The sequence below is a fragment of the Chryseobacterium sp. CS3K3.1 genome (genome assembly GCF_059515165.1).
Genome location: NZ_JCAKRV010000018.1, coordinates 81,245 through 94,848, shown reverse-complemented (window position 1 = coordinate 94,848; position 13,604 = coordinate 81,245). Strand labels below are relative to the sequence as shown.

12 protein-coding genes are annotated in these 13,604 nt (G+C 35.6%); 2 read left to right on the top strand and 10 right to left on the bottom strand.

The genetic code is table 11. The annotated features are described in order from the left end of the window. Nucleotides 1–51 precede the first annotated feature (51 nt). A complete protein-coding gene (locus AC5YGI_RS16750) occupies nt 52–2,667 on the top strand; it encodes an MGH1-like glycoside hydrolase domain-containing protein (RefSeq protein ID WP_330745149.1) in 2,616 nt (871 codons plus the stop codon). A 76-nt stretch (nt 2,668–2,743) separates the two neighbouring features. Here AC5YGI_RS16750 and AC5YGI_RS16745 read toward each other — a convergent pair whose 3' ends face one another. The 8 genes from AC5YGI_RS16745 to AC5YGI_RS16710 form a co-directional block, all read right to left on the bottom strand. Then, nucleotides 2,744–3,163 carry an OsmC family protein gene (locus AC5YGI_RS16745; protein ID WP_330745148.1) on the bottom strand — a complete coding sequence of 140 codons (420 nt, stop codon included), beginning with the start codon at nt 3,161–3,163 and terminating at the stop codon, nt 2,744–2,746. A 75-nt stretch (nt 3,164–3,238) separates the two neighbouring features. Further along, nucleotides 3,239–4,177 carry a proline dehydrogenase family protein gene (locus tag AC5YGI_RS16740; RefSeq protein ID WP_330745147.1) on the bottom strand — a complete coding sequence of 313 codons (939 nt, stop codon included), beginning with the start codon at nt 4,175–4,177 and terminating at the stop codon, nt 3,239–3,241. 29 nt (nt 4,178–4,206) lie between these two features. After that, on the bottom strand, nt 4,207–5,529 hold the full coding sequence (locus AC5YGI_RS16735; RefSeq protein ID WP_330745146.1) for a DUF58 domain-containing protein: 1,323 nt from the start codon (nt 5,527–5,529) through the stop codon (nt 4,207–4,209). A 66-nt stretch (nt 5,530–5,595) separates the two neighbouring features. Further along, entirely contained in the window at nt 5,596–6,627 is a 1,032-nt protein-coding gene (locus AC5YGI_RS16730; RefSeq protein ID WP_330745145.1) for an AAA family ATPase, read from the bottom strand. Nucleotides 6,628–6,717: 90 nt separating this feature from the next. Further along, nucleotides 6,718–7,875, bottom strand: coding sequence for a DUF4350 family protein (locus AC5YGI_RS16725; RefSeq protein WP_330745144.1), 1,158 nt, complete (start codon nt 7,873–7,875; stop codon nt 6,718–6,720). Nucleotides 7,876–7,886: 11 nt separating this feature from the next. Further along, the gene (locus AC5YGI_RS16720) at nt 7,887–8,678 is read right to left on the bottom strand and encodes a DUF4129 domain-containing protein (protein WP_227940847.1); all 792 of its coding nucleotides are present in this window, start codon (nt 8,676–8,678) and stop codon (nt 7,887–7,889) included. Continuing rightward, entirely contained in the window at nt 8,671–9,633 is a 963-nt protein-coding gene (locus AC5YGI_RS16715) for a DUF4013 domain-containing protein (protein WP_330745143.1), read from the bottom strand. The genes AC5YGI_RS16720 and AC5YGI_RS16715 overlap by 8 nt, the downstream gene beginning before the upstream one ends. Next, on the bottom strand, nt 9,617–10,600 hold the full coding sequence (locus AC5YGI_RS16710) for a stage II sporulation protein M (protein WP_110008586.1): 984 nt from the start codon (nt 10,598–10,600) through the stop codon (nt 9,617–9,619). Before AC5YGI_RS16710 ends, AC5YGI_RS16715 begins: the two co-directional genes overlap by 17 nt. A gap of 28 nt (nt 10,601–10,628) precedes the next feature. Here AC5YGI_RS16710 and AC5YGI_RS16705 point away from each other — a divergent pair, with 28 nt between their 5' ends. Further along, a complete protein-coding gene (locus tag AC5YGI_RS16705; protein ID WP_330745142.1) occupies nt 10,629–11,378 on the top strand; it encodes an RDD family protein in 750 nt (249 codons plus the stop codon). Between the two features lie 45 nt (nt 11,379–11,423). Here AC5YGI_RS16705 and AC5YGI_RS16700 read toward each other — a convergent pair whose 3' ends face one another. After that, a complete protein-coding gene (locus tag AC5YGI_RS16700) occupies nt 11,424–12,257 on the bottom strand; it encodes a glycoside hydrolase family protein (RefSeq protein ID WP_330745141.1) in 834 nt (277 codons plus the stop codon). Further along, nucleotides 12,254–13,570, bottom strand: coding sequence for a hypothetical protein (locus AC5YGI_RS16695; protein WP_496169030.1), 1,317 nt, complete (start codon nt 13,568–13,570; stop codon nt 12,254–12,256). Before AC5YGI_RS16695 ends, AC5YGI_RS16700 begins: the two co-directional genes overlap by 4 nt. Between the last annotated feature and the right edge of the window lie 34 nt (nt 13,571–13,604).

The following is a 13,604-nucleotide window of genomic DNA, read 5'->3' as shown; positions in this document are numbered from 1 at the left end:
ATTGGAATTACTTCTCAAAAAAACTAACTTCGTATTGAAAAATGATGCCATATGACCGCCGAAAAAGATAGATTACAAGATACCAAATGGAAAAACTGGGGACCTTATGTAAGCAACCGGCAGTGGGGAAATGTACGTGAAGATTATAGCCCGAACGGGAATGCCTGGAATTTCACCAATCATAATAATGCCGAAAGCTATGCCTACCGCTGGGGTGAAGAAGGCATTGCCGGAATTTCCGATGTAAAGCAACTTTTATGTTTTGCTTTTTCATTCTGGAACAAGAAAGATAAAATGGTAAAAGAACGGTTCTTTGGCCTGAGCAATCCTCAGGGAAACCATGGGGAAGACATCAAAGAAATCTTTTATTACCTGGATAATACGCCTACCCATAGCTATATGAAAATGGTGTATAAATACCCGATCAATGAGTTTCCTTATGATGACATTCTTGCTGAAAATGGAAAACGCAGCAAAAAGGAACCTGAGTATGAGCTTTTCGACACCGGGATTTTTGATAATGATGAATATTTTGATATTTTCATAGAATATTGTAAAGCCGATCACAATGATATTCTGGCCAGGGTGACAGTCTGTAACCGAAGCCAGCATGAGGCACCTATCGTGGTGGCACCTACAGCATGGTTCAGAAATAACTGGAAATGGGGATACAACACCTATAAGGCAGAACTTAATGTTTCTCATGACGGAAGTATCAATATTGCCCACGACAGTATTTCGATAAAGAAGCTGTATTCCAGAAATTCAAATGCACAAAGTGTATTTTGTGATAATGAAACCAATACTTCTAAGCTTTACGGAGCTCCTGCAGTTGAAAACACTTATTTCAAAGACGGAATTAATAATTATATTATCCATCAAACGGATACGGTAAATCCCGAAAAAAGAGGAACAAAGGCTTCTTTTCTGATTGATGAGCTTATCGGAGCCGGAGAATCAAAGGTTTTTGAATTCAGATTGTGCCCGGATGAAGCCGATGAGCCTTTTGAAAACTTTGATGAAATTTTCAATACCCGGCAGGCTGAAGCTGAAGAATTTTATCAGGAGATTCAGAGTGATACCGTTAACGAAGATGAGAGAAATGTACAGAGACAGGCTTTTGCCGGGCTTCTCTGGAACAAACAGTTTTATCATTATAATATCGGAAAATGGCTGAAAGGTGATCCCAATTTTGAAGCGCCAAGAAATTTCAATGAATATGTAAGAAATACGGAGTGGAATCATCTGCACAACAAGGATATTATTTCCATGCCTGATAAATGGGAATATCCATGGTATGCAACATGGGACCTGGCGTTTCACTGTGTTCCTTTTTCCATCATCGATGCAGAGTTTGCCAAGGGGCAGCTGTTACTGCTTACGAAAGAATGGTATATGCACCCTAATGGACAGCTTCCTGCCTATGAGTGGAATATGAGTGATGTGAATCCGCCGGTGCACGCATGGTCTTGTTTCCGTGTTTTTAAAATTGATGAAAAAAATAACGGAAAGCCGGATTTATTATTCTTAGAAAAAGTATTCCAGAAACTCCTGCTCAATTTCACGTGGTGGGTGAACCGAAAGGATAAAAACGGAAAAAATATTTTCGGAGGAGGTTTCCTGGGTCTCGATAATATCGGAGCTTTTGACCGTAACATGGTTTTAAAGGATGGCCAGCACCTCGAACAGGCAGACGGAACCAGCTGGATGGCCATGTATGCATTGAATATGATGCGTATTGCGATGGAACTTGCCCAATATTACCAGGTGTATGAAGATATGGCCATCAAGTTTTTTGAACATTATCTTTACATCGCTGAGGCTATGGAAAATCTTGGTGAAGGCACAAAAGGGCTTTGGAATGAAGAAGATGGATTTTTCTATGATGTATTGCAGCTTGGAAACGGAGACAGTGTTTCTTTGAGGTTAAGAAGTATTGTTGGTTTGATCCCCATGTTTGCTGTTGAAATTGTAGACCACCGCTTACTGGAAAAGATGCCGAATTTCAGAACCCGAATGGAGTGGATTTTAAAAAATAAACCGGAGCTTACCAAACTCGTTTCCCATTGGGACGAGGAAGGACAAGGACGCAAACACCTGATGAGCATACTTCGTAAAAACAGGCTGACAAAAGTTCTGACCAGAATGCTTGATGAAAACGAGTTCCTGAGTTCTTACGGAATCCGCGCCATGTCTAAGGTATATGAAGAAAATCCCTTTGTCTTTTCTGTGCACGGAACGGAAAATATGGTCTACTATACACCTGCCGAAAGTGACAGCCGGATGTTTGGCGGAAACAGCAACTGGCGAGGCCCCATCTGGTTTCCTATCAATTTCCTGATTGTGGAAAGCCTGCAGCGCTTCCATTATTATTATGGAAACAGTCTGAAAGTAGAACTTCCGACAGGCAGCGGCGATAAAAGAAACCTTGATGAAGTAGCCCAGAATATCAGCAAAAGACTCTGCTCAATATTTTTAAAGGATGAACATGGCCAAAGGGCTTTCAACGGAGGGAATCCAAAGTTCAATTATGATGAACATTTCAGAGATTATATTACCTTCTTTGAGTATTTCCATGGTGATAACGGCCGTGGTGTGGGTGCTTCTCACCAGACAGGATGGACAGCCACTGTAGCAAAACTGATAAAACCAAGGCTCACCTTTTAATTAGCAATGAGTAATTGGTAGTGAGTAATATAAAAGCCGGATGAAACATCCGGCTTTTCCTTTTTTATATAAGAGATTAAATTTTTTCTCCGTTCACAAAGACTTCGTATCCGATTTCCACATTCGGTTCTAATGTTTTTGATACGGAACAGTATTTTTCAAAAGAAAGCTCTGCGGCCTTTAATGCTTTTTTAGGATCAATTTCTCCTTCCAGAAGGAATTTAACATTAATTGATTTAAAAGGTTTCGCATCTTCTACCTGTACTCTCTCTCCTTCTACCTCTGCCTGAAAGCTTCTGATCTCCTGACGCTGCTTCTTTAAAATAGAAACTACATCAATTCCGCTGCAGCCTGCTACAGCCATCAGTACACTTTCCATTGGAGAAACTCCTTTTGCTCCCGGCTGGGAAGTATTATCTAAAAGAATAGAATTTCCCTGAGCATTGGTACATTCAAATAAAAAATCGTCGTTTATTCTGTTGAGTGTAATTTTCATTGTAAGAATTTATAATTCAGAATTCTTTTTATATTCTTATTCAAATATAAAAAACTTTGTGGATTAAACCTGAGGCTAAGACATGATATCAACCATAGCCTGAAAAACATTATCGGGATTTTCTGCAATTCGGTTACACATGTACAGATACCATTCATCACCATACACAATATACTGCCTGCACGGGTAACCTTCTTTATGGATTTCATTCAACAGGTCTTCCTGTATTCCCAGTAACATTTCAAATTCATATTTAGATTTTGGAATATCATATTGTTCAATAAGTTCTTTAACTCTATTTTGAATGATATTATGATGGGTAGCTATTGAACATTTTCTGTTATTAGTGAAAAGAGTTTCAATATATTTAATATATAAATCGTCTAAGTGTTTTCCTCTTTCTACAGCATGTCCCGGAGGAACAGCAAAAGCTCCTTTTACAATTCTTATTTTTCCTTGTGTTTCAGCCAATATCCGTTCAAGGTCTTTTGGAGTACGATTTAAATAAGCCTGAAGGGTAATTCCCACATTTGAAAAATCGTTTGATATTTTACAATAGGTATTAATAATATCATCAGTTCTTTCAACTCCTTCTGCACTAATCACTATTTCAATATCTTTTTTATAAGCTGATTCCGCTAACAATACTAAATTACTATAAGTGATATCTTTATCAATTGCAAGTCCGATATGTGATAAATCCAAAGAAACAATAGAATTAATATTCTCTTCTTTCACATTATTAATCAAACGAAGGAAATGTTGAGTTACCGATTCTGACTCTTTCACTGAACGGGTACTTTCTCCCATAAACTCTAATGAAGTGGGAATTCCTTTAGCATTAATTCTTTTAGCAGTAGCAATAGCTTCCTCCATTTTTTCGCCTCCTATATATCTTTTAGCTGCTTTAAGCAGGAGTTTAAAGAGCTCAGGATTGTTAAGAATATATTCCTTTGCCCCTTCATTTAATGCTGCTATTTTCAACAGAGCACCTGCTTTTTCTTTTAGTTCCATTTATTTTTTGTGATTTGTATTTACATATTTTATAAAATTCCTCTCGCTTTTATCTCCAGATATTTATTGATAATATCGATATTCAAATTTTCCGGAAGGGTATAAACGGTATAGATTCCATATTTGCGGAGTTCCTGGATGATCAGTTTCTTTTCAAACTCAAATTTTTCAGCAATGATCTCGTCATAAATTTCCTGCATACTTTCAGGATTTTTGTTGATCAGCGTCTGCAGTTCTGAATTTTTAAAGAATACCACGACCAGCAAATGGTTTTTTGCAATTCCGCGAAGATATTTCAGCTGTCGGTTTAGTCCGTCTAACGTTTCAAAATTGGTAAAAAGCAGAATTAAACTTCTTTGGTTGATGGAATATTTTACATCCTGATACAATCTGTTGAAATCACTTTCGAAGAAATCTGTTTTAATATTATAAAGTGCCTCGGAAATTTTCTTCAGCTGTCCGGATTTATTATCTGCAGCAATTTTATTTTCAGCTTTCTTGGAAAAGGTCATCATTCCGGCTCTGTCTCCTTTTCTCAAAATAATATGAGACAGCGCCATGGTTGCATTGATAGAATAATCAAGTAAACTCAATCCGTTGAAAGGCATTTTCATGGTTCGTCCTTTATCAATCAGCATAAAAATACGCTGTGATTTTTCATCCTGAAACTGATTGACCATTAAACGATTTGTTTTCGAAGTTGCTTTCCAGTTGATCGTTCTGATATCATCTCCGGGTACATATTCTTTGATCTGCTCAAATTCCATGGTATGTCCCAGCTTTCTGACTTTCTTGATTCCGCCTAATAAAAATTCACTCTGAATGGCCATCAGCTCATATTTTCTGAGATGAATAAAGGATGGATAGGAAGGAAGCATTGCATCTTTCTGGAAAATAAATCTTTTTGAAATCAGTCCTATTGGTGATGATGCATATACATTCAAACCTCCGAAATGATATTCTCCCCTTTCTTTAGGTTCTAATGAATATTGAAAAAATGTATTTCCTCCGGAAGCGATCTGCTTTTCGATCAGAAAATCTCTTTTCTGGAATTGGAACGGGATTTCATCAATAATTTTAGTGGCTATGGTAAAGTTGTAATTATTTTTGATATCAATTTTCACAAAATTCTCATCTCCATTAGACAATTTTTCCGGCAGAATCCTTTGAACCTGCAATGCATTCTTCTGATTAAAAATCAACAGAAAATCTACCATTGCTGCCAAAAAACAAATCAGGAGTGTGATATGGGCTACCCACATCAGCACCGGAAAGAAAAATGCAAGGACATACAGAATCCCCACTCCGATGAGTGCAAAAAAGAAACGTGTATTGATGTATAAGTTTTTCATTGGTTAGGTGGCAGGTTGCAGATGATAGGTTTTAGGAATTATAATCCAAACCCTTCTTCTACTAACCTATCTCGGTATTTCTATTCCTTCTAAAATCTGACGGATAATTTCATCTGCGGTAAGACCTTCCATTTCTCTTTCCGGAGATACGATGACTCTGTGTCTTAATACGGCGTAGCTTGCTTCTTTAATATCTTCAGGAGTCACAAAATCTCTGCCTCTTAAAGCGGCAAATGACTTTGATGCCGTAAGAAGTGCCAATGAAGCTCGTGGTGAAGCTCCCAGATATAAGAATTGGTTTTCTCTGGTATTGATAATAATTTTAGCAATATATTCCATCAGCTGGCTTTCCACAATGATTTCTTTTACCAGATGCTGGTAGTTTTTCAATTGTTCAGCTGTGATAACGCGGTTGATTCCTTCTGTTTTATCTTCTTTTTTGCTTTCGTGCTGATTTTTAATGATCGCAATTTCCTGCTCAAGATCAGGATATCCTACATTGATTTTGAATAAAAAACGGTCCAGCTGCGCTTCCGGAAGCCTGTACGTTCCTTCATGTTCAATAGGGTTTTGTGTAGCGATCACCAGGAAAGGTTCCTCAAGGGTATACCGTGTGCCGTCCATCGTGATCTGTCTCTCTTCCATGACTTCAAATAATGCGGACTGCGTTTTTGCCGGCGATCTGTTGATCTCATCAATCAGGATGAAATTGGAGAATATAGGTCCTTTTTTAAATTCAAATTCTGAGTTTTTCACATTGAATACGGATGTTCCCAAAATATCGGAAGGCATAAGGTCCGGTGTAAACTGAATTCTGCTGAAACCTACATCAATGGTTTTGGCTAATAGTTTTGCAGTGATTGTTTTTGCCACTCCCGGAACACCTTCAATCAAAACATGTCCGTTTGAAAGCAAAGCTGCCAAAAGATGTTCAATCATTTTCTCCTGCCCTACGATCACTTTTCCGATCTCAGATTTTACTTTTTCCAAACTTGCACGAAGTTCAATCATATCAATTCTCGACTGAAACTGCTCCTCCTGCTTATTAAGATTAATAGAGTTTGGGTTTTCTATGTTGGGGTTATCCAGGTTTTCCATAATAAAATTTTTATTTATCATTCTAACAGTGTATCCCTTTGGTGATAGCATTGAGCAAATCTACATTGTTAGGTTATTTCTATTGTTATATTATTTAAGTATTTCATCAAGGAGCTTATTGATCCTTGTAAGGTCTTCTTTCATTACGCTGGCGTAAGGATCCTGGGCTTTTTTGATAAGTGCCATAGCTTCATTGATCATTTCCATAGTTTTCCCGGTTTTCAACTGTAATTTTTTCGCGAATTCTTCATCTAAACTCTGGGTGTCTATCAATAGATCCATTCTTATCTTGTTCAGGAAATATTGAGCTTTCTTGGCCATCATATCGTGGAAATCGCCTTCCTGAAGATACAGATTTCCAATGCTTTTCACAAAATCCAGGGAAGTATTTCTCAATGGTTCTGTTACTGGGACTATTCTCTGCTTCCTTTTTGCATTAAAAAAGATAAAAAGAACCATCCCTCCTAAAAATACCCACCATGCATATTTTAGAGCCGGATTTGACAATATAAACCTCATAAAAAAACGCGATTCATAGCTTTTGTTTGAGACAAACCAAAGGGTTTCCCTATCAGGAAGATATGAAAATACGTCCTGAGCATATTTCACATTTCCGGGCTTCAGAAGATAATAATTCGTCAGGAAAAGAGGTTCGGTATGAGCATAGATATATCCTTTACCAAACTTCACCTTAATAAAATTAGCCTGATCTGTATTCTTTTTCTCTACAGTTTTTCCCAGTACTTGCACTCCCGGTTTTATGAATGAGAATCCTCTGCCCGACGGAAATTTATCCAGCTTAATAAAATCATTCTGAAATTTTTTGTCGGTAAGTTTCAAAACATTTTCTTCTTCAAAAGAGATTTCAGAATCATAGTATCCGATACTGTCTGAAATTTCTTTAGGCATACGGGTTACCATCAGAAATGCATCTGAGCCTTCAGATATCTGAGTCAGAATTTTATGCCATGACTCTCTGTCAAGATTATTTTCAATGACGACAATATTGTGAGCCTGTTTTGTATGCTGGCTGTAATATTCGTAAGGAACCTGCTCAATCTTCTTCAGCTTATTTTTAAAAAGATTGTTGGCTTCTTTATTGAAAACAAACAACCCGAACGGAGATTTTTCGTTGATATCAAAATTCTTCCGCCAGTCTGTCGTTTCTTTTTTGTTAACTTCAAGCAATGCCAGAATAATCATCACAATGACGAAAATTACAGCATATGTTTTGAAAGTTTTATTCATGGTTATTATTGTTATGGTTTAAAGGCCTGATATTGATTTTTAAATTTCCGGTAGTTTTCTTCATCAATACTGAATTCTCCGTACCAGACATAATCAAAAATATAAGACAGATCAGAAAAGTCATTTTTCAGGTGGGCCGCTTTTAACTCTGCAGTATAATCTTTATTGGTTTTTTCCGGATTCCAGTTGATCAGTTTTTTATCACTCAGCTTTTTAAGAATAAACAGGAACTGATAACGGACTGCTGAACGGTAATCCCCTGCAAGTTCAAATTTCGCGATACTTTCAGGAAAATTAATTTCATGGATATTCTCATGAAGTTCCTGCACATTAAGATCCAGTTTTTTATTCTTTTTACCAAAAATAAAATTCCCGTCTTTTCCCATGATGTATCTGATGATGAAATAAAGCAGAAATCCAACAAGAATAATAGCAAACAGTCTGATAAGAACAGTAGTAAGTTCTGCCGACTTCGTGAGTGCCGTATCTCCAAAGATTCCCTGTATAATCTGATTGATCTTACGCATCAGCTTTTGAAAGAAAGATTCTCTCGGCTTTGAAACGGAATAATCAAACTCATTTCCTTTGTATCTTGACGGAATATTCTCTTTAAATGTTTTCGGGTACACTTCATTCTCCGATACCGGGTATTTCATCAGTACAGAATCTGCACGCAGCATATTTCTGTAATGCCCGGTTGTGTACAATGAATCTACCAGATCATCAGAAGCAGGAGGGTTATCCTGAGCATGAACCAGCCCGGGAGAAAAGAAAAGCAGTATGAAAAAAAGAGTTTTATTCATTGATTCCAATCGTGTCTATTTCTGCCAATTCAACTTTCTGGTGAAGATCTGTTCTGCTGTCATAATACATTAATCCCGCATTCACATACATAAGGTTGGAAAGAAAAAATGAAAGTAACATAGAAACTCCATAGAATACAAAAAAAATGATTCCGACAGTTCCGGTAAAAGGATTCTGTTCAAAATTTCCGTCCGGTGTAGAGGTAAGCAGTGATCCGTAAAAAAACATCATCGGAATAAACGTAAAGATAGACGTTATAATATACATGATAATAAACATCACAAATGCAGCTCCCCAATATTTCCAGAATGGTGATTTTTCACTTCCATTGGGATAAGAAAACTGAGAACGCAAAGCATAGCTCAAGCTTCCCCAGAACCCTCGGTCCGAATTAAAATAATCATACATCAGAAATGTAGTAAAATTAAATATCGTAGGATAAAGAAGCAGGATGAGGAAAAATCCGATAATGATAAGAACCAGGATATAAGAAAAACCTACTACAAATAAAATGGCCGGAGTAACGATAAAGATCATTCCCAGACATAGTTTTCCGATTCTTCCGGCATTGTTTTTAAAGTCGCCGAGAATTTCATCAGTCTTTATTTTTTCTGCTCCCTGTGCAATTCTTTTTAAATAAAAAACAGGATACAGATAATTGACAATCATCAGGACCATGAAAAGCAGGAAAGTCAGTAATCCTACTGTGATCAGCATTCCGGAATTTTCTGAAAAATACTGTTCAAAATAATAGGTTTCTCCTCCAAGGTTAGATCCGAATATCTGTGAAAACAGTTCCTTATAGCCGAAAATAACAACTGTAACCATTAAGATCAAAAGCAAGCCGTTGATCAGAATATAGTTTTTAAAATAATTCTTCCCGTATAATTTGAAAAAATTGAAACTATCACTGATAAAAGTTCCGAAGTCTCTTTTTTTATAAAATTGTATCATTAATGTGTTTATTAGTTTTTTTGTAAACAACAGACGGATATACAAAATAGTAGTATCCAATAATTGCCAGTGAGCCAAAAATGATGATAAGGTTCAAAATTAAAGGCATCTTCAATGCGTGTCTGGTGACATATCCTTCTATAATCCCTGCACAAATAGTGAAAGGAACCGTACTCAAAAATATTTTAAATGAATCTTTAAATCCTTTTTTAAATGAATTAAATCTTGAAAACGTTCTCGGAAATAAGATAGAAGCTCCCAGAATCAATCCGCACATGGCTTCCACAACCATGGCAAAAATTTCAAAGACTCCGTGAAGCCATATTCCTCTTGCACTGTCTTTCAATGCTCCATAATCATAGAAAAAATATTGAAAAGCACCCAGCATCACACTGTTGGAGAGCAGTGCAAACAATGTTCCCACTCCTCCGGCAATACCGTAAATATACAACTTTGCTCCAACCTGAATATTATTAAAAATGATCCCAATTGTACTTCCCCAGGTGCTTCCGCTCTGATAAACGCCTACCGCATTATTATTTTTAATATTTTCGATCGTTTCATTCACATACTCTTCGCCCAGTATAATATTCACAAAGTTCTTATCATAAATGGCAGAAAGCACTCCTATTGATGTAAATAAAATGAAAAAGAGGAAGGCATACATCAGATATCTCCGGTACTGGTACATCAGCAGCGGAACTTCGGTTTTGAAAAAATAAACCAGCCTGTTCTCCTCTACTCTTTTTGTTTTATAAATCTTCTGAAAAATCTGGGCAGATAAATGGTTCAGATAAACGGTAGTATTGCTTTTGGGATAATAAGTCTGGGCAAAAGAAAGATCATTGATCAGGTTTATATACAATGAAGACAGGTCATCAGGATTTTTTTTAATTTTCCCTTGAATAACCTGTTCGATTCCCAACCATTTTTCTTTATTTTGTTTAATGAAATAAACTTCTCTCATAATTATTAAGGCTAAAATAATAAAAAATATGTCTCAAATTGCGATAAATACCTCACAAAATGTAAATATTAATTTTACTGTTGCAGGTGTAGGAGAAAGGATGCTTGCCTTCATTATTGATCTTCTGATCAGGATTGCTTATGTAGTTGCTATCCTGTATCTGTTCTTCAATATTCTTGATTTGGGATATCTTCTGAATGGTCTTGACGGCTGGTCGATACGTGCGGTATATCTTGTCCTTACTTTTCCTGTTTACGTTTATCCTCTTGTATTGGAAAGTTTGATGGAAGGCCAGACTCCCGGTAAAAGACTCATGAAAATAAAAGTGGTGAAAATTGACGGTTACCAGGCCAGTTTCGCAGATTATATGATCCGGTGGGTTTTCAGAATTGTAGATGTTTCATTTGCCGGAGTAGTAGGACTTATTTCTATGATTGTTTCTAAAAACAATCAGCGTTTGGGTGATATCGCTTCCGGAACAGCTGTTATTTCTTTAAAGAACAATATTAATATCTCCCATACCATTCTGGAGAATATCCATGAAAATTACATTCCCTCTTTCCCTCAGGTGATTGCTTTGAGTGATAATGATATGAGAATTATCAAAGACAATTATACCAAAGCATTGAAAGCAGATGACCGCCAGATCATCAGTAAACTATCCAATAAAATTAAAAGTATTCTGAAACTGGAAATAGATCCCACTAAAATGACGGAAAGACAGTTCATCGGTGTAATTATCAAAGATTATAATTATTATACGGGGAAAGATAATTAGGTAGGTATTCAACAATGAATGTTTACCATATTAATATTTAAATAATTATATTTCTTCGTCTATATAATTGGTGAGTACGAACAATAATTTTTTACCTTCTAATAAAGAATAATTAAATTCTCCCTTAGAATATATTTTGTACATAAAATGCTGCAGGAATAATTTCCCTGCTTTTTTGCCTATATAAAGAAGTTTTTGCTCAAGAATTTCATACTTTTTTTGTTTCGCAGACAAAAGAAGGTACAGTAATCCTTCAGTACATATTTCGTTTCCAAAGTCTTTGGATATTTTGATTTTTGCCTCATACAAAAGAATAAAATGAATATGAAATTCAATTAATTGATCATTGACATTTTTAAAGCTTATATACTCAGTACTATATCCCAGCTTTAGTAAGATTTTACAGCAAAAGTTAAATTCATAAGAGGTAATATGAGTATCACGAATACAATTTTCAATGTAGCTTATGAGATAATTGAAGAGTAAATGTAGACATTCCGAATGAGCAAATTTCCTGTAATGATTTTCCCCAACGTTGCTATTCCTATATCTAATCAAAAAATAGTTAACTAACCCTAATACCTGATCAATATATGGTTCTTCATACCCAATGTAAGAAAGTGTTATTTTATAAATCTGATCATCCACATCTTCTAAAATTTCATCGCTGTTAATGTTCAAGTATTTTTTTTGATGCAAAAAAGCAATTAGCCAGCCGAATCCCGTAATCCCATTTTCAAAACTATAATCTTTACAAGAAAATATTTTTTCAGCAATAAAATCCAGCAAAGCCAGACCTTTTTTATGACAAGCTTCATTCTCACTTAAGAATAGTCGGAGAGCTTCTCCTGATAAGCCATTGAGCAAGCCAACATTCATTGTAAGAGGTAGATTTCTTTAGTAATTCTAAGAGGGGTTGTATTATAACTTTCTTTAACTTTTATAATCCAATCTGTATCATGTAAGGAAAACTTTCCCCTATTTAATTCTAAAATCATAATATCCAGTACTCTTTTAAAGGCTTCTGTAAAGAGCTCATCTACTATATACACTTTAGTAAATTGTATTTCTGTATAGCTGTCTTCTTTCAAAAGAATATCTATCTCATTTACTAAACTTTCAGGAATTACTATAAAACCGGAGATTTCAATGGTATTCTGATTTTCTTTGGTGACAAAATATTTATCAAAATATTTCTTTCCGATGTCTTCCATAAAAGAAAATGTGATATTCCTTAATTCTAGTCTTTGAGCATCACGTTCCTCTCTGCTTTTTTTTATAAGTTCGATAATTGGGAAACTACAGTTTGTATCAGGAATAAAATGCAAATTTTCATCATACCATGGGGCATAATGTACATAGTCTCTCTTATAAAAAAATTGTTTTTTATCATCATGGTCTCCAGCATAATGAAGAATTGGGTTAGTCTTCCAATATTCAATGGGATATGTAGGCCATGAAAAATTCATTTCTTCATGTATCCGGACTTCTTTATTAAAAAACCATAGATTCCAGAGTACAGACCACATATCAGCATACCATGCATTGATTTCTTTTGGCAGATAATCTGGAAGATTTATTTTTTTTTGCTTTTCTTTTGTATTATACTGAGTAAGTAAATTAAAAATATTTTCAGAATCTTCCTCTACTTTATCCCAGAATTCAGACGAAATATCATGTAAAAGATATTGGGCTCCACCCATATGATCATCATTTCTAAAGACTGTCTCTACCGTAATTCCTACCAACTCAGCCATTTTATACAGAAGATCAGTATCGGCTCCTGAGGTAATATATTGACAGTTCAGGTAAGAGCGTGTATCGGAAACATAATTCATAGCATTAGTATTAACAACTGGAATCCTGCTTAACAAAATATCAGAGTCATGATAAAAAATATAATGATTTTCCAGAAATGGAAATTGTTTCCAATGCTTTTTCAGCAAATGAGGTCTTATGGAAGAAAGGTATTTCTTCCTTTTCCTTGTATCGGGGTAAAGAAAAAAAAGAGCAAAATCCATATTATTATGAATGAACACCTTAAAATCAGACTTCAATCCTACTATTGGATGGTAACCAATCACAATATGAATTTTTTCTTTTAAAATTCCTAATGAACGAAAGTTTCTCAGTTGTATTTCCAGCTGCCATATAAAGTATGTGTCATCTGGTTGCGCCGAAAGAAATATCATTTTTGTGTATTTAACGACCGTCTAACCCAATCGG